At 66.4% G+C, this 19,116-nt stretch carries 23 protein-coding genes; 10 read left to right on the top strand and 13 right to left on the bottom strand.

Features of this window, described 5'->3' with window-relative positions; all coding sequences use genetic code 11:
- The first annotated feature begins 45 nt into the window (after positions 1 to 45).
- From U1737_RS10960 to U1737_RS10945, 4 genes are all read left to right on the top strand, one after another.
- Positions 46 to 1,356: a TolC family protein gene (locus U1737_RS10960; RefSeq protein WP_332796801.1), complete on the top strand. Its 1,311-nt coding sequence runs from the start codon at positions 46 to 48 to the stop codon at positions 1,354 to 1,356.
- Positions 1,353 to 3,497 carry a type I secretion system permease/ATPase gene (locus U1737_RS10955; protein WP_332796800.1) on the top strand — a complete coding sequence of 715 codons (2,145 nt, stop codon included), beginning with the start codon at positions 1,353 to 1,355 and terminating at the stop codon, positions 3,495 to 3,497. Before U1737_RS10960 ends, U1737_RS10955 begins: the two co-directional genes overlap by 4 nt.
- Positions 3,494 to 4,681 carry an HlyD family type I secretion periplasmic adaptor subunit gene (locus tag U1737_RS10950; protein WP_248522612.1) on the top strand — a complete coding sequence of 396 codons (1,188 nt, stop codon included), beginning with the start codon at positions 3,494 to 3,496 and terminating at the stop codon, positions 4,679 to 4,681. Before U1737_RS10955 ends, U1737_RS10950 begins: the two co-directional genes overlap by 4 nt.
- 64 nt (positions 4,682 to 4,745) lie before the next feature.
- Positions 4,746 to 5,231 (top strand): MarR family winged helix-turn-helix transcriptional regulator, encoded by a 486-nt coding sequence (locus U1737_RS10945; protein WP_332796799.1) that lies wholly within the window; start codon positions 4,746 to 4,748, stop codon positions 5,229 to 5,231.
- 38 nt (positions 5,232 to 5,269) lie between these two features.
- Here U1737_RS10945 and U1737_RS10940 read toward each other — a convergent pair whose 3' ends face one another.
- Both U1737_RS10940 and U1737_RS10935 read right to left on the bottom strand, forming a co-directional pair.
- A complete protein-coding gene (locus U1737_RS10940) occupies positions 5,270 to 5,641 on the bottom strand; it encodes a hypothetical protein (protein WP_248522614.1) in 372 nt (123 codons plus the stop codon).
- A complete protein-coding gene (locus U1737_RS10935; RefSeq protein WP_332796798.1) occupies positions 5,638 to 6,327 on the bottom strand; it encodes an EI24 domain-containing protein in 690 nt (229 codons plus the stop codon). The genes U1737_RS10940 and U1737_RS10935 overlap by 4 nt, the downstream gene beginning before the upstream one ends.
- A gap of 561 nt (positions 6,328 to 6,888) precedes the next feature.
- On the opposite strand from U1737_RS10935, the gene U1737_RS10930 reads away from it, so the two are divergent.
- Positions 6,889 to 7,887 carry an adenosine kinase gene (locus U1737_RS10930; protein ID WP_332796797.1) on the top strand — a complete coding sequence of 333 codons (999 nt, stop codon included), beginning with the start codon at positions 6,889 to 6,891 and terminating at the stop codon, positions 7,885 to 7,887.
- 131 nt (positions 7,888 to 8,018) lie between these two features.
- Here U1737_RS10930 and U1737_RS10925 read toward each other — a convergent pair whose 3' ends face one another.
- The 8 genes from U1737_RS10925 to hisB all read right to left on the bottom strand — a co-directional run bounded on the left by U1737_RS10925 (position 8,019) and on the right by hisB (position 13,837).
- Positions 8,019 to 9,572 carry an amino acid permease gene (locus U1737_RS10925; protein ID WP_248522617.1) on the bottom strand — a complete coding sequence of 518 codons (1,554 nt, stop codon included), beginning with the start codon at positions 9,570 to 9,572 and terminating at the stop codon, positions 8,019 to 8,021.
- Positions 9,573 to 9,684: 112 nt separating this feature from the next.
- The gene (locus U1737_RS10920) at positions 9,685 to 10,062 is read right to left on the bottom strand and encodes a histidine triad nucleotide-binding protein (RefSeq protein ID WP_332796796.1); all 378 of its coding nucleotides are present in this window, start codon (positions 10,060 to 10,062) and stop codon (positions 9,685 to 9,687) included.
- 116 nt (positions 10,063 to 10,178) lie between these two features.
- A complete protein-coding gene (locus tag U1737_RS10915; RefSeq protein WP_332796795.1) occupies positions 10,179 to 10,499 on the bottom strand; it encodes a phosphoribosyl-ATP diphosphatase in 321 nt (106 codons plus the stop codon).
- Positions 10,500 to 10,531: 32 nt separating this feature from the next.
- Positions 10,532 to 10,735, bottom strand: coding sequence for a hypothetical protein (locus U1737_RS10910; RefSeq protein ID WP_332796794.1), 204 nt, complete (start codon positions 10,733 to 10,735; stop codon positions 10,532 to 10,534).
- 11 nt (positions 10,736 to 10,746) lie between these two features.
- Positions 10,747 to 11,535: an imidazole glycerol phosphate synthase subunit HisF gene (gene hisF, locus U1737_RS10905; protein ID WP_332796793.1), complete on the bottom strand. Its 789-nt coding sequence runs from the start codon at positions 11,533 to 11,535 to the stop codon at positions 10,747 to 10,749.
- 238 nt (positions 11,536 to 11,773) lie between these two features.
- On the bottom strand, positions 11,774 to 12,511 hold the full coding sequence (hisA, locus tag U1737_RS10900; protein WP_332796792.1) for a 1-(5-phosphoribosyl)-5-[(5-phosphoribosylamino)methylideneamino]imidazole-4-carboxamide isomerase: 738 nt from the start codon (positions 12,509 to 12,511) through the stop codon (positions 11,774 to 11,776).
- Positions 12,508 to 13,113, bottom strand: coding sequence for an imidazole glycerol phosphate synthase subunit HisH (hisH, locus tag U1737_RS10895; RefSeq protein ID WP_332796791.1), 606 nt, complete (start codon positions 13,111 to 13,113; stop codon positions 12,508 to 12,510). Before hisH ends, hisA begins: the two co-directional genes overlap by 4 nt.
- 136 nt (positions 13,114 to 13,249) lie before the next feature.
- Positions 13,250 to 13,837 carry an imidazoleglycerol-phosphate dehydratase HisB gene (hisB, locus tag U1737_RS10890; protein ID WP_332796790.1) on the bottom strand — a complete coding sequence of 196 codons (588 nt, stop codon included), beginning with the start codon at positions 13,835 to 13,837 and terminating at the stop codon, positions 13,250 to 13,252.
- Between the two features lie 71 nt (positions 13,838 to 13,908).
- On the opposite strand from hisB, the gene U1737_RS10885 reads away from it, so the two are divergent.
- The 5 genes from U1737_RS10885 (at position 13,909) to gmk (ending at position 17,335) form a co-directional block, all read left to right on the top strand.
- Positions 13,909 to 14,394 carry an SspB family protein gene (locus U1737_RS10885; protein ID WP_056489744.1) on the top strand — a complete coding sequence of 162 codons (486 nt, stop codon included), beginning with the start codon at positions 13,909 to 13,911 and terminating at the stop codon, positions 14,392 to 14,394.
- 228 nt (positions 14,395 to 14,622) lie between these two features.
- Positions 14,623 to 16,029 (top strand): class II fumarate hydratase, encoded by a 1,407-nt coding sequence (gene fumC, locus U1737_RS10880; RefSeq protein WP_332796789.1) that lies wholly within the window; start codon positions 14,623 to 14,625, stop codon positions 16,027 to 16,029.
- 173 nt (positions 16,030 to 16,202) lie between these two features.
- Entirely contained in the window at positions 16,203 to 16,391 is a 189-nt protein-coding gene (locus tag U1737_RS10875; RefSeq protein ID WP_332796788.1) for a hypothetical protein, read from the top strand.
- 20 nt (positions 16,392 to 16,411) lie between these two features.
- Positions 16,412 to 16,612, top strand: coding sequence for a hypothetical protein (locus U1737_RS10870; RefSeq protein WP_128453992.1), 201 nt, complete (start codon positions 16,412 to 16,414; stop codon positions 16,610 to 16,612).
- A gap of 72 nt (positions 16,613 to 16,684) precedes the next feature.
- A complete protein-coding gene (gene gmk, locus U1737_RS10865; protein ID WP_248522626.1) occupies positions 16,685 to 17,335 on the top strand; it encodes a guanylate kinase in 651 nt (216 codons plus the stop codon).
- Positions 17,336 to 17,460: 125 nt separating this feature from the next.
- On the opposite strand, the gene U1737_RS10860 is transcribed toward gmk, so the two are convergent.
- Genes U1737_RS10860 through U1737_RS10850 form a run of 3 tightly spaced genes read right to left on the bottom strand, consistent with a single transcriptional unit; the run spans position 17,461 to position 19,026 of the window.
- Positions 17,461 to 18,141, bottom strand: coding sequence for an ATP12 family chaperone protein (locus U1737_RS10860; RefSeq protein ID WP_332796787.1), 681 nt, complete (start codon positions 18,139 to 18,141; stop codon positions 17,461 to 17,463).
- A 13-nt stretch (positions 18,142 to 18,154) separates the two neighbouring features.
- On the bottom strand, positions 18,155 to 18,370 hold the full coding sequence (locus U1737_RS10855) for a hypothetical protein (RefSeq protein ID WP_248522628.1): 216 nt from the start codon (positions 18,368 to 18,370) through the stop codon (positions 18,155 to 18,157).
- Complete coding sequence (locus tag U1737_RS10850; RefSeq protein WP_332796786.1) at positions 18,367 to 19,026, bottom strand: HAD-IA family hydrolase; 660 nt, start codon at positions 19,024 to 19,026, stop codon at positions 18,367 to 18,369. Before U1737_RS10850 ends, U1737_RS10855 begins: the two co-directional genes overlap by 4 nt.
- Positions 19,027 to 19,116 lie beyond the last annotated feature (90 nt).

Below are 19,116 nucleotides of genomic sequence, written 5' to 3'. Positions count from 1 at the left end.
TACAGCCCACGATACGTACGATCGATACTTGCCCTGAGCGGCATGATGTCGATGGGCCTGGGCGGTATCGGCAAGGCGGCAGACAAGGGGATCGGGCCGGCGTCGGACATGACGCCGGTAACGACGGCTGACCGGACGTCGCCCCTGACCCTGACCGAAGCCGCCAAGGAAGCGGTGGCATGGCATCCGTCGGTCATCGAGGCGGCGGGCATACTCAGCGCCCGCGGCGAAGAGATCGCTGCCGCCCGCGCGGGGTATCTTCCAACCGTCAGCACCGGGCTCGGAAGCGGCTATGACAGCCGTGTCTCGGGAACATGGCGCCCGCGGCCGCAGGTCGGCGCATCCCAGATGCTCTATGATTTCGGCAAGGTGTCGAGCGACGTCGCGGCCGCACGCGCAGGGACTCGCGGCGGACGGGCCGAGCTGTTGCTCGCAGTCGACACGCTGATACGCGAAAGCGCCTATGCCGTGATCGAGCTACAGCGTGCGACGGCGCTGCACACCGTCGCGCTGGATCAGGCGTCGCGGATCGAACAGATCAGCGCGTTGGTCGGACAGCGTTCGAAGATGGGCGCGGCAACGCAGTCGGACGCGCTTCAGGCAGAGGCACGGGTCGAGGCGGCGAGCGCCACGCTGACCCAGATCGAGGCATCGAAACGACGGTGGACGAGCAACCTTGCCTATCTGCTCAATCGCGACGCGCCACCGGCCGCGGTCGCGCCCGACGTACCGGACTGGCTGATGCGCAGTTGCTCCAGGCCGATGCCCGAATGGAACACGGTGCCGTCGGTGATGGTCGCCGACGCTTTGGTGGACCGAGCCGACGCGGCGGTCCGGCGGAGCCGCGCCGATCGCTATCCCACCGTGTCGCTCGGCGGCGACGCGTCCAGCGACGTCGCCTCGCCGTTCGGCCAGCGCAGCATCTATAATTTCGGCCTGCGCGTCTCCAGCAATGTCTTTGCCGGCGGTGTCACGAAAGCGCGCCTTCGCGGCGCGGGGTTCGAACGCGATGCGGCCGAGGCGAGCGCACGGCGCGCGCGGCTCGATACCAGCCAGGGCATGGCCGAGGCGCAGCAACAGATCGAAAGCCTCACCCGCGTCATCGACACGCTGGTCTCGCGGCAAGGCAACATGCGCGAGACCAATCGTCTATACCGGATCCAGTATCTGGAGATGGGCACGCGGACGCTCGTCGATCTGCTGAACGCCGAACAGGAACTCCAGCAGGTTCGCTTCGAGGCGATCAATACGACGCAGGATCTGCGCCGGCTTCAGGTCGATTGCCTGTTCCTGTCGGGGCGGATGCGCGATGCATTCGGCCTCTCGGGCACGACGTTGCGCGGGGTGACGCTGTGACGGCCGCGCTTGCCGCGGCGCCGGGCATGGCGATCGACAGCTGGCTGGAATTGTTTGGCCGGGTGGCGCGCCACTACCGTCTGCCGGTGTCCGAACAGCGCGCCCGGCTGGCGGTGCAATGGGATCTGGGCGGCGACGACGAGACCCGGATACGGACGCTCGGCCGCGCGACCGGCCTGACGGTCCGGTTCGACACCCCGCGCGCGATGCGCCTGACGAGCTGGCGGCTGCCCGCGATCGTGCGCTTTGCCGACGGCGAGATCGCGCTGATCGAAGGAATCGATGCCGACGACCAGGTCCGTCTGACGCTGCCCGGCGATCGTGGTGGCCAGACCCGTCTGACGCTTGCCGAACTGACGGAGTCTGCGACCGGGTTCGTCATCCCGCGTCCGTCCCGTTCCGCGCCCGACATGCGCGTCGATACCTATATCCGCCCGTTCCAGGATCACTGGCTGCGGCAGATCCTGATGCGCGACGCGTCGTCCTACGGCCATGTCATGGTCGCGTCGGTGGTGACGAATTGCCTGGGACTCGCGGGCGTCCTGTTCTCGATGCAGGTCTATGACCGGGTGGTCCCGGCGGGATCGATCCCGACGCTGACCATCCTGTTCCTGGGCGTGCTGATCGCGATCGGCTTCGACTTCGCGCTGCGGCGGCTGCGCACCAACATCGTCGACGTGCTCGGCAAGCGCGCCGACCTGCGCATATCGGACCGCGTGTTCGGCCATGCCCTGCGCGTCCGCAACCGCGCACGGCCGGCGTCGACCGGCACGTTCATCTCGCAGCTGCGCGATCTGGATCAGGTGCGCGACCTGCTGACGTCGACCACGGTCGCGACGGTGGCGGACATGCCCTTCTTCCTGCTGTTCCTCGCGGTGCTCTGGTACATCGGCGGCGCGCTCGCACTGGTGCCGCTCGGCGCGCTGGTCCTGCTGTTGCTGCCGGGACTGCTCTCGCAACGCCGCCTGCGCGTGCTCGCGACCGAATCGATGCGCGAATCTTCTCTGCGCAACGCGATGCTCGTCGAGGCGGTGCAGGGGATCGAGGACATCAAGGCGCTCCAGGCGGAGGAACGCTTTCACCATCAGTGGAACCACTACAACGCGGTCGCAGGCGAAGCGCAGCTACGGTTGCGCGGCGTGACCAACGGTCTCTCGGTATGGACGCAGAGCGTGCAGAACGGGGTCTATGCGGCGATCATCTTCGTCGGTGCGCCGCTGGTGATCGCCGGCGACATCACGACGGGCGTGCTCGTCGCCACCTCGATCCTCGGCTCGCGGATGATGGCACCGATGGCGCAGGTTACGCAGCTGCTCGGCCGGTTGCAGCACGCCCGCGTCGCGATGGGCAGCCTCAACCAGATCATGGCGCTGCCCGTCGACAGCGCGGACGGCGACCACCGTATCCCGTTGCCGGCGGTGACCGGCGACTTCACGATCCGGTCCGGCGTGTTCACCTATGCCGATCCCAACGCCCCGCCGGCGCTGTCGGTCGCCAGTCTCGACATCGCCGCGGGTGAGCGCATCGCGCTGCTCGGGCGCAACGGCGCGGGCAAGTCGACGCTGTTGCAGGGCCTGTCGGGCATGTTGCAACCGGTGTCGGGCGAAGTCCTGCTCGACGGGCTCGCGCTGCACCAGATCGACCCGGCCGACGTGCGCCGCGACATCGGCCTGCTGACGCAGAACAGCCGGTTGTTCCACGGCACGCTGCGCGAGAACCTGACGCTCGGTGCGCCATCGGCGTCCGATGCGGAGATCGTCGAGATCCTGGCGATGGTCGGCGCCGAGGGCATGGTCCGCCGGTTACGCGACGGGCTCGGTCATGTCGTGCAGGAGGGCGGGCTAGGCCTGTCCGGCGGGCAGGTGCAGGCGTTGCTGCTCGCCCGGCTGCTGCTGCGGCAACCGATGGTCGCACTGCTCGACGAGCCGACCGCGGCGATGGACGAGGGCGCCGAGCGCCACTTCATCCATCGGCTCGGGCAATGGAGCCGGACGCGGACGATCGTCGTTGCCACGCACCGGATGCGGATGCTCGACATCGTCGACCGGATCATCGTCATCGACAACGGCAAGATCATTCTCGACGGGCCCAAGGATCAGGTGCTCGCGACGATGCGCGGAACGCGGAGTGCTGCAGCATGACTACCATCACGGCCGAAGACGACCATCTGTTCGGCGGCGAGGGCGAAGCGCGGCTGACCTCGGCCACGCGTCTCGTATGGGTACTCGCGGCGTTGTTCGCAGCAGCGCTGCTCTGGGCATGGCTCGCCGATCTCGACGAGGTGGCGACCGGCGAGGCGCGCGTCGTTCCGACCAGTCGCGAACAGGTGCTGCAATCGCTAGAGGGCGGTATTCTGGCCAAATTGCTCGTGCGGCAGGACGATATCGTCAAGCCGGGACAGTTGCTCGCCCAGCTCGATCCCACCCAGGCTGGTTCGACGGTCGATGAAAGCGCTGCGAAATACCGTGCGGCGCTGGCCAGTGCGGCGCGGTTGCGGTCGGAGGCCAACGGCACGCCGTTGCAGTTCCCGAGCGAACTCGCGCCGTATCCGGACCTCAAGGCCGCCGAGACGCGGCTGTACGAGACCCGCCGACGCAGCCTGCAATCGTCGCTTGGCCTGATCGACGAGTCGCTCCAACTGATCGGCCGCGAAGTGGCGATCGGCCAGTCGCTGATCGCGGTCGGTGCGGCCAGCAACGTCGAAGTCCTGCGCCTGCAACGCCAGCGCGCCGACCTGGAGCTGAAGAAGGCCGATCTCCGCTCGCAATACATGGTCGAGGCGCGGCAGGATCTCGCCAAGGTCACCGAACAGGTCGACTCGCTGGCGCCGGTGGTGCGCGGGCGGTCCGACACGCTCCAGCGGTTGACCTTGCGCTCGCCGGTGCGCGGGGTGGTGAAGAATATCGAGATCTCGACGATCGGCGGCGTCGTTCCCCCGAACGGCAAGATCATGGAGATCGTCCCGCTCGACGAACGCCTTTTGATCGAGGCGCGGATCCAGCCGCGCGACATCGCCTTCATCCGCCCCGGCCAGCAGGCGAGCGTCAAGGTCACCGCCTACGATTATTCGGTTTACGGCGGGCTCGAAGGGACGGTGACGAGCATCTCGCCGGACACGATCCGCGACGAGGTCAAACCCGAGATCCTCTATTACCGGGTGTTCGTGCAGTCCAAGTCGGATTCGCTGACCAACAAGGCCGGGCGCACATTCCCGATCACCCCGGGCATGGTCGCGACCGTCGACATCCATACCGGCAGCAAGACCGTCCTCCAGTACCTGCTCAAGCCGCTCAATCGCGCGCAGGAAGCGCTGAGGGAGCGGTGAACAGGATCATGCAAGCCTTGGCAGCGCCGGCACGGTTTCAGTTCGAGTATGGGAGCGTTGAGTCATGAATTCGCCGCGTTCGGATGGTGCCGTCGATCTGGCAACGCGGCGCGACAGGGCCGCCGGCATCGTCCCGATCTCGCCAGCGCTTCTCGCGCGCGCGCGCAAAGCTCGCCGGCTGCGCGCGACGATGAGCGCGTTCCTCCCGCACGATCTGCTGGTCGATCCCGCGTGGGACATGATGATCGACCTGTTCATCGCCGTCGGCACCGGCGAGCGGTTGCACGTCAAGGACCTGATCCTGATGTCGGGGGAAAGCGCCGCCAGCGCGATGCGACGGATCGATCGTCTCCAGCAGGCGGCGTTACTGATCCGCCACCCCGACCCGGTCGATCATCGTCGCGTTCATATCGGGATAACGGCCAAGGGGCAGGCTGCCATGGCCGCCATGCTGGATCATCTGTTCGACGCGAGCGCCGAAAATGGCAGTTTGCGCCCGAGCGAACCGCAATCCTTCCAACCGGGATTGAGCAAGCTGTCGTCGAAATAAACGCGTTGGAGCGGGACCCTCAGCCGCCCAAGCCGCTGCTAACGGCCCCCTTCGCGTCGCGTCAGTGCCGCCACGCAACTGGCCCGGTCGATCGTGCTGCCGTCGGGCTCGCGCGCGTCGAGATAGGTGACGCGGGGGGCGTCCGACCCCTTGGGATACAGATACGCATCGAGCACGCAGATCCCGCTCTGGAACTGGAGTTTGCGGGCATTGCCCTCACGGACGTCGGCGTCGGGCTGGCCGAACAACCTGGTCAGTGCAGCGGCATCCTGGCCCAGCACGCGTTCCAGGCCCACGCTCGTATAGGGGATTGCGGGGCGGCCGACCGCGGGCTTGGCGACCGGGGCCGCACAACCGGCGAGGCCAGCGCTCAGAGCCAGCGCGATCCCTATCGTCGTCAATCGCGTCATGCTCGGCCCTTGCGAAGATACTGGCTGTGGAAATAATGCGTCGCCATCGCGGCGCCCAGCACGGGCGCGGCGATGTTGAGGATCGGAACCACGAACAGCCCGGTGTTCGCAAGCCCCAGCATGAACCGCCCGCCCTTAGTCGTCGCACGCCAGCCCCGCATCGCCGCCGCGTCCATATGCCGCGCCGCCACCATGTCGCCGAGATCGCGCCCGAGCAGCCAGCCATTGACGACGAAGAAGGCGGCCGCGGTGCCGACGCCGGTGACGAGCAGTGCGATGTAAACCGGCAGCATCAGCAGGTTGACGAGCACGACGCGTGCGGCGGAGCGTAGCCCCGTCGCGAGGCTGCGCGCGAACGGCACCGGTCGCGCGGTCTTCAGCGCCTCGGGATAATGCCGAGCCTCGACCGCCGCGACGACCTCGTCCGCGAAGATCCCGACGACCGCGATCGCGACGGCGCGAAACAGCAGCCACAATGCGAGGATCGTGACGAACAGCGCGAACGCCGCGGCGAGCCCGTCCGCGTCCCAGCCGAGCCACGTCGCCAACGCCGCCTGCGTGCCCCACCACACACCGGCGCCCGCTACGGCGAACACAAGCAACGTCACCGCCATCGACTTCACGAACACGCGGAGTACGGGTGGATCGGTGAGCTGCCGGAGCGAGAGGAGGAGGGCGCGGATCATGTGGACGGGATGACGCGGGGGCGGCGCAAGGTCAACGAAGCTCCGGAATTTTGGAAGGTGCGCGCGATTTCTGAAGCGCGATTTTCTGAAAGCGTGATCTTTGAGAGAACGCATGACCCGTTCCCCCGCGGATGCGGGGGCCCATCTGAACCAAGCACACTGCCCAAGACCCTGGACCCCCGCGTTCGCGAGGGAACAGAACGGGCGGTGTGGCTGCAACGGGCGCCTGGATCGACCACCACCTGCTGTACAGAAGTGAACGCCGTGACCGCTGGAATTGAGTAGATCGCGGAACATAGCAACCAAGACCACCACCCCGGCGGAGGCCGGGGCCCAATTGGGGGACGCCGCTAACGTGATGCGGCGTTCCGTTACGACCACCTTTCCAATTGGGCCCCGGCCTCCGCCGGGGTGGTAGCTCGCCACCAGACGACATCTGTTCCGACGGTCCCGAAGGCGTTGGTCACGCCCCCCCCCGCCAACACGCACCCGCCACATCAGTTGCACCAATCCCCCCCGGCATTTACGGCAAGCGTTTTCCCGCACCCCCGGAGTCTCGCCTTGCCCAACCCAACCTACGACGTCGTCGCGATCGGCAATGCCATCGTCGACATCCTTGCTACCGCCGACGACGCGTTCATCGCGGAGATCGGCGTCGCCAAGGGCTCGATGCAGCTCATGTTCTCCTCGGAAGAAGCCGACGCGCTCTACGCCAAGATGGGCCCGGGCATGGAAATCTCCGGGGGCTCCGCTGCCAATACCGTCGCCGGCATCGCCGCGCTCGGTGGCAAATGCGGGTTCATCGGCCAGGTCGCCGACGATCAGCTCGGGCAGGTCTTCGCCCATGACGTCCGCAGCATCGGCATCGAGTTCGCCACCCCGGTCCGCGCGGGCGACCCGACCACCGGTCGCTGCCTGATCTTCGTGACCCCCGATGGCCAGCGCACGATGAACACCTTCCTCGGCGCCGGCCAGTTCCTCCCCGCCGCCGCGATCGACACCGCGATGATCGCCGACAGCGCGATCCTGTATCTCGAGGGCTATCTCTGGGATCCCGAAGAGCCGCGCGCCGCGATGCGCGCCGCGATCGATTGCGCACGCGATGCGGGGCGGAAGGTCGCGTTCACGCTCAGCGACGTGTTCTGCATCTCGCGCCACGGCGGCGATTTCCGCCAGCTGCTGAGCGACGGCCTGATCGACATCCTGTTCGCCAACGAGAGCGAACTCGCCGCGCTCGCCGAGACGGACGACTTCGACGCAGCAGTCGCCAAGATCTCGGCACAGGTCCCGACTTTGGTCGTCACCCGCGGCGAGCACGGCGCCTGCGCGCTCCAGAACGGCAATCGCGCCGAGGTGAAGGCCGAGCCGATCGCCAAGGTCGTCGACACCACCGGCGCGGGCGATCTGTTCGCGGCGGGCTTCCTCCACGGCCAGGCGCAGGGCTACGACCTGCACGCGTCGCTGAAACTCGGCGCGGTCTGCGCGGCCGAGATCATCAGCCATGTCGGCGCCCGCCCGATGGTCGACATGAAGGCGCTCGCCGCCAAGCACATCGGCTGACGTAAGCTTGTTTCCCCGCGAAGGCGGGGACCCAGACTGGGCTCCCGCCTTCGCGGGAGAACACGCATGGACACGAGGCACAAAAAAAGGGCCGCGGGAGTTTCCTCCCGCGGCCCTTTTCGCGTCCGGCCTCAGTGCGAGCCCGGCGGTATTATGTCGATGTCTTCGCCACCATCCGTCATCCCACGACCGAGATAGCTCATGCGGCGACCATAAAGGAAATAGAGCACCAAGCCGGCCGCGCCCCATAGCGGCAGAACCAGCATCGCCGCGGATGGCAGGTTGAAGAACAGAAAGACGCAGCCAGCGATCGTTGCTGGGGCTACCAGCCAGATCGCAGGCGTTCGGAACGCGCGCTTCCGGTCGGGTTCGGTGCGCCGTAGGATCAGCACCGCGATCGCCACCATCATGAAGGCGTAAAGCGTACCGGCATTGGCGATGTCGGCCAGTTGCCCGACGGGTAGGAATGCCGCAGCGAGGGCCACCGCCGTACCGGTAATCGCGGTAACGATATGTGGCGTCTTGAAGCGCGGATGAACTCGGCTGAGCACTTCCGGCAGCAGTCCGTCACGGCTCATGACGAAGAAAATTCGCGTCTGGCCGAACATCAAGACGAGGATGACCGAAGGTAGTGCCACGAAGGCGGCGATACCCAACATGTTCCCGACCGTACTAAATCCGATCACGCGCAGGACATGCGCCAACGCCTCTTTCGAGCAGACCAGCGCCTCGCCATATTGCGGCAACGCGCACTGACGGGCGAGTTCCTCGGATCCGGCGGGGAAGGGGATGCCGTTCGGTCCCATGATCGGCTGGCCACCGATCGTGCCGATCGCACCCGCCGCGACGAGTATGTAGAAGACCGTGCAGAATAGTAACGAGGCGATCAGTCCGATCGGTACATTGCGCTGCGGGTTCTTCGTTTCCTCCGCTGCGGTCGAGACTGCGTCGAAGCCGACATAGGCGAAGAAAATCGTCGCTGCAGCGCCCACCGCGCCTACCCCTGTGCCGAACCCCCCGAACACACCCGCAGGCAGGAAGGGATTAAAGCGGGCAGTATCGACGACGGGCAGCGTAAGGATGATGAACGCGGTCAGCGCGGTCACCTTGATCGCGACCAGCACGGTGTTCAGCCGTGCGCTCTCGGTCGTGCCGACGATCAGCAAGGCCGTGATGCCCATCGCGATGACGATCGCGGGCAGATTGACGAATCCGCCTGGCGAGCCGCCCAGCGCGAGCGGACCGGCACCGAGCCATGTCGGCAGATGGATGCCGAGAAATTCTCGTAGCACCGTCCCCTGGAAATAGTCCGACCACGTCACCGCCACGGCGGAAGCAGCGACGGCATATTCGAGGACGAGGGCCCAGCCGACCGTCCACGCCAGCAATTCGCCCATGACCGCATAGGTATAGGTGTAGGCAGAACCGGCGACAGGGATCATCGACGCGATTTCTGCATAGCATAGCGCTGCTACGATGCAGATCGCGCCAGCGATGGCAAAGGCCAGCATTAAGCCCGGCCCGGCCTTTTGAGCGCCTGCGGCCGTCAGGGCGAAGATACCTGTTCCGATCACGCAGCCGATGCCAAACAGGGTAAGCTGGAACGCACCCAGCGATCGGTGGAGCGATTTCTTCTCCGCCGTCGCCAGAATGGCGTCCAGCGATTTTACGCGACCAAAAATCAATTCGGTACCCCCCGGGGATGACGAGGGCCGGGTCAACATGGCCCCCTTGCTCAAGCCGGCGAGCCTAATGGCAATTTTATTACGTGCAATCCTTTAGTGGCGGAAAGCTGCGCTATTGCGCGAGCATCGGCCCGAGCGGGCGGCCGCCGAAGACATGAACGTGCAGGTGCGGCACCTCCTGGTGCCCGTCCCGGCCGATGTTGGCGAGCAGGCGATAGCCCGGCTCGACGAGACCCGCTGCCCGCGCGACGGTACCGACTGCGCGGATGAACCCGGCGATCTCGGCATCGGGCGCCCGCGCGGAGAAATCGTCCCAGGATACGTATGCGCCTTTAGGGATCACGAGCAGGTGCGTCGGCGCCTGCGGGTTGATGTCGTGGAACGCGATCGCGAACTCGTCCTCGTAGACGTGCTTCGACGGAATCTCGCCGCGGAGGATCTTGGCGAAGATGTTCTGGTCGTCATAGGGCTTGGTGGCGTCGATCGGCATAAATCCCCCTTCCGCTTGCGGGAGGGGTTAGGGGAGGGGCTTGCCTTCCCGATCCCGGCGGAGCGTGTCCGTCATGCCCTCCCCCGACCCCTCCCGCAAGCGGAAGGGGGGTCAAGTCAGCCCGCTCGACCCGCCTTCTCGACCAGCCCGCCGACACCCTCGCGCCGTTCCAACTCGGCACGCACATCGTCCAGACTCAGCCCCGCATCCGCCAGCAACACGGCGAGGTGGAACATCAGATCCGCCGCTTCCGGCACGATGCTCGTCTCGTCGCCCGAGCACGCGGCGATCACCGTCTCGACGGCTTCCTCGCCCAGTTTCTGCGCGATCTTCGGGCGGCCTTTCGCGAACAGGCTCGCGGTGTAGCTGGTGTCGGCGGGCGCATCGCGGCGCGCGCGGATGGTCGCCTCAAGGCGGTCGAATACGGGGTCTGCCATGCGCGGCGTGCTGACGCAGCCGGGCAGGCGGGTCAATCCTTCTTGGGTGGACCCGCTGCTTCACGTTCGGCCAGGTTGCGTCGACGGGCCTCGATGAACCGCTTGCGCAACGCCCGGCGCACCAGCCAAACGCCGATCGCCGCGAACACGAACAGCGCGACGTCCGACATCGCCAGCCCGGTCGGCGGATGCGCGACGCCGCTATGCCCCGATTCGACCGCGAGTATGGCGAGCACCGAAACGCCCGTCAGGCGCCCGGGGGAAGCGCAGCGCCAACCGGCGTCCGCACCGGAATCCCAGCCGCCGCCAGCGCAGCATGCGCGTCGCCGATCGACGCCTGCCCGAAATGAAAGATCGACGCGGCCAGCACCGCGCTCGCATGCCCGTCGCGGATGCCCGCCACCAGATCGTCGAGCCCACCGACCCCGCCGCTCGCGACCACCGGCACGCCGACACGGACGGAAATCGCCCGGATCAGGTCGAGGTCGTAACCGCTGCGGGTCCCGTCGCGGTCCATCGACGTGACCAGCAACTCGCCCGCCCCCAAGTCGGCGAGCTTCAAGGCATGCGCGATCGCATCGATCCCGGTCGCGCGCCGGCCGCCATGCGTGAACACTTCCCAGCCTTCACCCGATCGCCGCGCATCGACGCTCGCGACACAGCACTGGCTGCCGAACCGCTCGGCGATATCCGCGACCAGTTCGGGCCGCTCGACCGCCGCCGAATTGACCGCCACCTTGTCCGCCCCGGCGAGCAAGAGCGCGCGCGCATCGTCCGCCGTCCGTACGCCGCCGCCAACCGTCAACGGCATGAAACACACTGCCGCCGTCCGCCGCACGACGTCGAGGATGGTCCCGCGGCCTTCATGGCTCGCCCCGATATCGAGGAAGCACAACTCGTCCGCCCCGGCCGCATCGTACGCCCGCGCCTGCTCGACCGGATCGCCCGCATCACGCAACTCGACGAAGTTCACGCCCTTCACGACGCGGCCATCGGCGACATCGAGACACGGGATCACGCGCGCACGAACCGTCATGCGACGCGCCGAAGAATTGGTTCACGCGGAGACGCGGAGACGCGGAGACGCGGCAAAGCCGCTAAGAATTTTTCGCGCAGAGGCGCAGAGGACGCAGAGAAGAAGGGGCGCGGCGGGGCGGGCGGATTTCTGTCGCCAGTGAGGAAACAGTGAATGCTGCCGCGCATTGCCTCCGCGCTCTCTGCGTCTCTGCGCGAACAGCTCTCGCTTCCTCCGCGTCTCCGCGTCTCCGCGTGAATCATCCTGCTGCCTTCGCCACACTCAACGCCGCCGCAAGATCGAGCCGGCCGTCGTACAACGCCCGCCCGGTAATCACGCCCTCGACGCCATCCCGCACATGCAAAGCCAGCACGTGAATCTCGGCGATCCCCTTCACGCCACCGCTGGCGATCACCGGAATATCCACCGCCCGCGCCAGGTCGACGGTAGCGTCGACGTTGCACCCCTTCAGCATCCCGTCGCGCCCGACATCGGTGAACAGCAAAGACGCAACCCCCGCATCCTCGAACCGCCGCGCGAGATCGACCGCGGTCGTCGTCGAAACATCCGCCCAACCCTTGGTCGCAACCATCCCGTCCTTCGCATCGACCGCGACGACGATCCCGCCGGGGAAATCCTTCGCCACGCCGCGCACGAACTCGGGGTCCTCCAGCGCCGCCGTACCGATCACCACGCGGGACACGCCCAGATCGAACCAGCCCTCGACGCTGGCCCGCGTCCGGATCCCGCCGCCAAGCTGCACATGCCCCGGAAATTGCGCCACGATCGACCGCACCGCGTCGCCATTGACCGAAGCCCCCGCAAACGCGCCGTCGAGATCGACCACATGCAGATGCTCCGCGCCAGCCTCGGCGAACAGCATCGCCTGCGCCGCCGGATTGTCGCCGTACACGGTCGCGCGGTCCATATCGCCCTCGGCGAGACGCACGACCTGACCCGCCTTGAGGTCGATTGCGGGGAAAATAATCAGGCTCACGGCCGCCACTCCAGAAATCGTTCGAGCAACGCCAGGCCGTAGCGCTGGCTCTTCTCAGGATGAAACTGCACGCCGATCATCGTGTCGCGACCGATCGCCGCGGTGACCGCACCAGCATGGTCGGTCGTCGCGAGCACGTCGGCGCCTTCGAACGCGAAACTGTGCAGGAAATACGCCTCGCCCGGTTCGATCAGCCGATGCGGGATGGATGGAACGACGTCGTTCCAGCCCATATGCGGCACCTTCGCCTCCATCGTCCCTGGCTCGAGCCGCCGCACGCGTCCGGAGACCCAGCCGAGTCCGGCATGCGTTCCCATTTCCTCGCCCGCATCGGCCATCAACTGCATGCCGACGCAGATCCCGAGAAACGGCGTACCCTCGTCGCGAACGCGGCGGTTCAGCGCCTCGACCATCCCCGGCACCGCGCGCAAAGCCGCCGCGCAGGCTCCATATGCGCCGACGCCGGGCAACACGATCCGCTCGGCCTTCGCGACCACATCTGCGTCTGAAGTCACGACCAGATCGACACACCCCGCCGTCCGCAGCGCGTTCTCGACCGAGTGCAAATTCCCCGCGCCGTAATCGATTAGCGCGAGCGTCATGCGGTGTCTCCGCGACCAGGAACAAGAAGTCCGTCACCCCAGCGGAAGCTGGGGTCTCGTCGTAACGGGGATACCCCAGCTTCCGCTGGGGTGACGGACTTGGGGGCAGGGGCAATGTTCAAGGCAGCGAGGGCGCTCACAGCATCCCCTTGGTCGACGGGATCACATCGGCCTTGCGCGGATCGATCTCGATCGCGGTGCGAAGCGCCCGCGCGACGCCCTTGAACGCCGCCTCGGCGATGTGGTGATTGTTCGTCCCGTACAGCGTCTCGACGTGCAGCGTGATCCCCGCCGCCTGCGCGAAGCTATGGAAGAAATGCTCGAACATCTCGGTGTCCATGCCGCCCAAGCGCTTCTGCGAAAACAGATCCTTCCACACCAGCCAGGCCCGTCCGGAAATATCCAGAGCCACCCGCGTGAGCGTTTCGTCCATCGGCGACAGCGCATCGCCGTACCGCGTGATACCGCGTTTATCGCCGAGCGCCTGCGCGAACGCCTGCCCGATCGCGATACCGGTGTCCTCCACCGTGTGATGCTCGTCGATATGCAGATCGCCCTTGGTCCGCACGCGGAGGTCGATCAGCGAGTGGCGCGACAATTGTTCGAGCATGTGATCGAAGAAACCGACCCCGGTCTCGACGTCGTACACGCCGGTCCCATCGAGGTTCACGGTGACGTCGATCGCCGTCTCGGCGGTGGAGCGGGTAATCGTGGCGGTGCGCATGCCACCTCCCATAACGTGCGCCACGACGCATGCAATCTTGACCGCCAATCGAATGACGCTACCCAAGGGGAATGACCGATGGACTGCCCGATAGCCTGATTCCGTACGACGAGATCGTACAAGAAGCCCTGCGTGCCGTGGTTGGCCGCGTGCTCGGCTCCGTCGCGGAGGCCGGCGGGCTTCCCGGCGAGCATCATTTCTACATCACCTTCAAGACGCAGGCGCCCGGAGTCGACATCCCCAAGCGGTTGATCGAGCGCTTCCCGGACGAGATGACGATCGTCATGCAGAACCGCTATTGGGACCTGATCGTCGACGACGAGCGCTTCTCGATCGGGCTCAGCTTCAACCAAGTCCCGTCGAAGCTGGTGATCCCGTACTCGGCGATCACCGCGTTCCAGGATCCGGCGGTCAGCTTCGAACTTCGCTTCCAGGCGCAAGAGGGAGCGGAAGACGCGCTCGGCGATCACGACGAAGCGGAAAACGACGGCCCCACCGCGGTCCCGATCGAAGACGGCTCGAACGTCGTAGCCGTGGATTTCAAGCGGAAGAAATAAGGAGCGAGGCGATCAGCGCGCTGATCGCCGGTCGCAAAGCGACGCGAACTGCCGGCCGACGCGCGCAGCGCGGTCGACGACACGGGATTAATTCCCAGGGCGTACGTCTTTTTCTTCTACGTCACCCCGGACCAGTTCCTGGGTCCACCCGTCCGAACGCTCCATGATCGGTGAGAGCGCGGCACGGTGGATGCCGGAACAAGCCCGGCATGACGGAGTAGACAGGCTATGATCCAAACCCGCACAGAAACCACCCGCACAGAAACCGACACGATCGGCCCGATCGAAGTCCCCGCCGCCACCTATTGGGGCGCACAGACCGAACGCTCGATCGAGAACTTCCCCTTCGGCACCCGCGAACGCATGCCGATCGAGATCGTCCACGCGCTCGCCCTCGTCAAACAAGCCGCCGCCCGCGTAAACCGCGCCCACGGCCTCGACGCCAAAATCGCCGACGCGATCGACTCCGCCGCACAGGAAGTCATCGACGGCAAGCTCGACGACCAGTTCCCGCTCGTCATCTGGCAGACCGGCAGCGGCACGCAGTCGAACATGAACGTCAACGAGGTCATCGCCGGCCGCGCCAACGAAGTCCTCACCGGCACCCGCGGCGGCAAGTCGCCCGTCCATCCTAACGACCACGTCAACATGAGCCAGTCCTCCAACGACAGCTTCCCCACCGCGCTCCACATCGCCGCCTCGCTCGCCGCCACGCGCCGACTTTTTCCCGCGCTCGACCGGCTGAAGGATTCGCTGCAAGCCAAGGCCGACGCGTGGGACGGCATCGTCAAGATCGGCCGCACCCACCTCCAGGATGCGACGCCGCTGACGCTCGGCCAGGAATTCTCGGCGTACGCGAACCAGGTCTATCGCTGCGGTCGCCGTATCGAGCCGGGCATCAGTCACGGCACCAACCGGCTGGCACAAGGCGGCACCGCGGTCGGCACCGGCCTGAACGCGCCCAAGGGGTTCGCCGAGGACTTCTGCCGCACGCTGTCCGAGATCACCGGCCATCCGTTCATGCCCGCCGAGAACAGCTTCGAAGCGCTCGCGTCGAACGACCCGCTCGTCCACCTGTCGGGCACGCTCAACACGCTTGCCGTCGCGTTGACCAAGATCGCCAACGACATCCGCCTGCTCGGCTCGGGCCCGCGCTGCGGCTTCGGCGAGATCGACTTACCCGCGAACGAGCCCGGCAGCTCGATCATGCCGGGCAAGGTCAATCCCACGCAGTGCGAGATGCTGACGATGGTCGCCGGACAGGTGATGGGCAATCACGTCGCGGTCACCGTCGGCGGGATGCAGGGCCATCTCGAGCTGAACGTGTTCAAGCCGCTGATCGGCGCCAACGTGCTCCGCTCGATCGATCTTCTCGCCACCGCGATGGAGGGTTTCGCGGAGCGCTGCGTCGACGGCATCGCACCCAATCGCGACCGGATCACCGAACTGCTCGACCGTTCGCTGATGTTGGTCACCGCGCTCGCCCCCGAGATCGGCTACGACGCCGCCGCGAAGATCGCCAAATACGCCCACGCCGAAGGCCTGACGCTCAAGGAAGCCGGCCTTGCCCTCGGCCTAGTCGACGCGGAAACCTTCGACCGAGTCGTCAAACCCGAATCGATGCTCGGCCGCTAACGCCCCCGCACTTACTCCGTCATCCTGACGAAAGTCAGGACCCAGAGCCACGATCGTCCCGCTGAGTAATCCTGGGTCCTGACTTTCGTCAGGATGACGGGTCGGGGTTTGCGGAGGTCGGGAACCCAAACGCCTTTCGCGCGCTAACCCGCCACACGGACAGGAGAAATTACGTGGGCGCAACGACCATAGGCGCGCTGATCGGCGCAGGCATCGACTCGCTCAGCGGCGACGACGGCAACGCGGACGGCGCGATCATCGGTGCGATCACCGCCAACGTACTCAAGATCGTCGTGCCCATGGCCGTGACCTACGCGATCGGCTGGGCAGTGCTGCGCGGTGCAGCGGAACTCAAGGACTAGGTTTTCGGAGAGGTGAAATCATGATCGGACGTATTATCAGCGCATTGGTCGGCCGCGAGATGGGTCGTCGCAACGGCTCGGGCGGCGCCTCTGGCGCAGTGAAGGGCGTGGTGGCGATGGGCCTGATGCGCCGCATGGGCCCGCTCGGCATGATCCTCGGCGGCGGCTACGCGGCCAAGAAGGCGTATGACCGCAACAAGGCGCGCAAGACGGGCTACTGATCCGCCTTTAGAATGACACGCGCGGACTGCGCATGGGTTGACGCCCATGCGCAGTCCGCGGCAAGGGCGCGCATGCCCCACACACTTCCGTCCGACCCGCATGGTTTCCGTCGCCGCGGAGTCCTGTTCGTCCTGTCCTCGCCATCCGGTGCCGGCAAGTCGACCATTGCGCGCAGATTGCTCGCGGACGAGCACGAGCTGGAGATGTCGGTCTCGGTAACGACCCGGTCGATGCGACCCGGCGAAGTCGACGGCAAGGATTACCATTTCACCGACCTAGAGGGCTTTCGCGACATGGTCGCGAAGGACGAGTTCCTCGAATGGGCGCACGTCTTCAACCACCGCTACGGTACCCCGCGCGCGCAGGTCGAGGAGATGCTCGCCGCCGGCAAGGACGTGTTGTTCGACATCGACTGGCAGGGCGCGCAACAGCTGTTCCAGATCGCCGGCGGCGACGTCGTCCGCGTCTTCATCTTCCCGCCGTCGATGGAAGAGCTCCACCGCCGCCTCACCAGCCGCGGCACCGACTCGACCGAAGTCATCGAAGCCCGCATGTCGCGCGCGGCCAACGAGGTGAGTCACTGGGACGGTTACGACTACGTGCTGGTCAACGACGACGTCGACAGCTGCATCCGTGGCGTGAAGACGATCCTGGCCGCGGAGAGGCTGAAGCGCTCGCGCCAGACCGGCCTCATCGGCTTCATCCGTCGCCTGACCCGTTAGTCCTTCCAACCGTCATCCCAGCAAAAGCTGGGATCTTTCCGATCCGGGTCGCAGCACTCGTCAATCGGGATACCCCAGCTTTCGCTGGGGTGACGGATTTGGAGGGGGTGGGTAAGCTCCTAAAGCTAAAGCAGCCCCAGAAACTCCACCCCGACCCCGAACTCCTTGCGCTTCAATTCGCGCAACTGAGTCGCCTGCCAGTCCTCGCCCCACATCTCGACCGACCAGTCCTCGTCGATCCCCGCCGCCGCCCAGGCCGCGTGCGCGTCGATCTCACCCTCGATCAGCGCCAGCCCGATCACCAGCGACCCGGTCAGCGTCACCACCGGCGACAGCCCCGCCAGCCGAAAGTCGTCATACGCGGCGACCGCCTCGTGCAGCCGCGCAACGGTCGCCGCCGGTTGGGCGACGTGCATAACGCCCGCTGTCACCGCGAACTTCACGTCATACCGCCCGCGCGCCCACGCCAGCAGCGGATCCCACGCCGCCGCCTGCCGCTCGACCAGCAGTGGCGGGCCATCGGCGCGGTAACACAGCAGGTCGCTTTCGCCATACGCCGCCAGCCGCGCGGCGAACTGAGTCGGATCGTTCGCGATCGGATCGGTCGCCGCATTCGCCAAGCCCGTCAGCGGCATCGTCCGCGGATCGATCGTCTCCCCAACCGCGCGCCATTCCTCCGCCACCGCCTCGGCGAGCGCATCGGTCGGCAACGCGAGCGGCCGCCGCCCGGGCGTCCGCACCGGCTTGCCATCGAGGGTCACCACCCGGTCGGCGTCGATCGCAACGTCTTTCCAGAACCGCTTCATGCGCCCATTCCATTCATTCGAGCGTCCGCCAGCGATGTGCCAGGCTGCGCGGGACGAGTCCGATCATCACCAGCGCCGACAATACGATCGCTACGCCCAGGATTTTCGGTGCAAAGTCATGCGCGCGCGCCACCAAAATCAGCCCGAGCAATGCCCCGGCCACGCCTGCCAGCCGGATCCCGACGAGCACCATCCAGCGCCGTTGCGCCAATTTGTCTGCCTCGGTCATGGCCGCGCCACCATGTGCAGCAGGTCCGGCACCGCGGTCGCAACGACATCCGCACCTGCGTCGGAAAGCTCGTGCACGTCGTGATACCCCCAAGCAACTCCGACCGCGCGCACACCTGCCGCGCGCGCCATCGCCATGTCGAAGCTCGTGTCCCCGATCATCGCGGTCGTCTCCGCGCTCGCGCCCGCCTCGGCGATCGCCGCGAGCAGCATCGCCGGATCGGGCTTCGACGGATGCCGGTCCGCGGTCTGCAGCGTCACGAACCGCTCGGTGATCCCGTGCGCCGCGAGGATATGCGCGAGGCCCCGATCGGACTTGCCCGTCGCCACGCCGAGCAGCCAGCCGTCGTCGGCCAGCGTCCCGAGGACCTCGGCGATCCCGTCGAACAGCGGTTCGTCGGCCAACTCGCCACTCGCCCGCATCGCATGGAACGCGTTCTTGTAGTCGGTGGCGAGCGACCGGTGCAGCGCCTCGTCCGCTTGCGGCAACAAGACCTGCATCGCCTCAACGAGGCTCAAGCCCACGATCCGCCGAATGTCCGCGCGCGGCGGCGGGATCAGTTTGGCGCCCTCGAACGCGCGCTCGCACGCGACGCAGATATTCGCCTGGCTGTCGACGAGCGTCCCGTCGCAATCGAACACGGCGAGGCGGGTCATGGAGTTTTCCGGAAACACATGGGTGGCGTCGTAGATCATGGGGTGCGGAAGGGGAACGTCAAACCGGGGGCTAGGGGCTGGGAGCCATGA

Source organism: Sphingomonas fucosidasi, from assembly GCF_036663855.1.
GTDB lineage: Bacteria > Pseudomonadota > Alphaproteobacteria > Sphingomonadales > Sphingomonadaceae > Sphingomonas > Sphingomonas faeni_B.
This window is presented reverse-complemented; position numbering and strand designations above follow the sequence as displayed.

Excerpts from the sequence above, each read along its gene's own strand:
- U1737_RS10945 (WP_332796799.1), top strand. The coding sequence starts at position 4,746 with ATGAATTCGCCGCGTTCGGATGGTGCCGTCGATCTGGCAACGCGGCGC.
- hisF (WP_332796793.1), bottom strand. The coding sequence starts at position 11,535 with ATGACGGTTCGTGCGCGCGTGATCCCGTGTCTCGATGTCGCCGATGGC.
- hisH (WP_332796791.1), bottom strand. The coding sequence starts at position 13,113 with ATGACGCTCGCGCTAATCGATTACGGCGCGGGGAATTTGCACTCGGTC.
- fumC (WP_332796789.1), top strand. The coding sequence starts at position 14,623 with ATGATCCAAACCCGCACAGAAACCACCCGCACAGAAACCGACACGATC.
- gmk (WP_248522626.1), top strand. The coding sequence starts at position 16,685 with ATGCCCCACACACTTCCGTCCGACCCGCATGGTTTCCGTCGCCGCGGA.
- U1737_RS10850 (WP_332796786.1), bottom strand. The coding sequence starts at position 19,026 with ATGACCCGCCTCGCCGTGTTCGATTGCGACGGGACGCTCGTCGACAGC.
- U1737_RS10885 (WP_056489744.1), top strand. The coding sequence starts at position 13,909 with ATGACCGATGGACTGCCCGATAGCCTGATTCCGTACGACGAGATCGTA.
- U1737_RS10870 (WP_128453992.1), top strand. The coding sequence starts at position 16,412 with ATGATCGGACGTATTATCAGCGCATTGGTCGGCCGCGAGATGGGTCGT.
- U1737_RS10915 (WP_332796795.1), bottom strand. The coding sequence starts at position 10,499 with ATGGCAGACCCCGTATTCGACCGCCTTGAGGCGACCATCCGCGCGCGC.
- U1737_RS10960 (WP_332796801.1), top strand. The coding sequence starts at position 46 with ATGTCGATGGGCCTGGGCGGTATCGGCAAGGCGGCAGACAAGGGGATC.
- U1737_RS10920 (WP_332796796.1), bottom strand. The coding sequence starts at position 10,062 with ATGCCGATCGACGCCACCAAGCCCTATGACGACCAGAACATCTTCGCC.
- U1737_RS10950 (WP_248522612.1), top strand. The coding sequence starts at position 3,494 with ATGACTACCATCACGGCCGAAGACGACCATCTGTTCGGCGGCGAGGGC.
- U1737_RS10940 (WP_248522614.1), bottom strand. The coding sequence starts at position 5,641 with ATGACGCGATTGACGACGATAGGGATCGCGCTGGCTCTGAGCGCTGGC.
- hisB (WP_332796790.1), bottom strand. The coding sequence starts at position 13,837 with ATGCGCACCGCCACGATTACCCGCTCCACCGCCGAGACGGCGATCGAC.
- U1737_RS10860 (WP_332796787.1), bottom strand. The coding sequence starts at position 18,141 with ATGAAGCGGTTCTGGAAAGACGTTGCGATCGACGCCGACCGGGTGGTG.
- U1737_RS10935 (WP_332796798.1), bottom strand. The coding sequence starts at position 6,327 with ATGATCCGCGCCCTCCTCCTCTCGCTCCGGCAGCTCACCGATCCACCC.
- U1737_RS10855 (WP_248522628.1), bottom strand. The coding sequence starts at position 18,370 with ATGACCGAGGCAGACAAATTGGCGCAACGGCGCTGGATGGTGCTCGTC.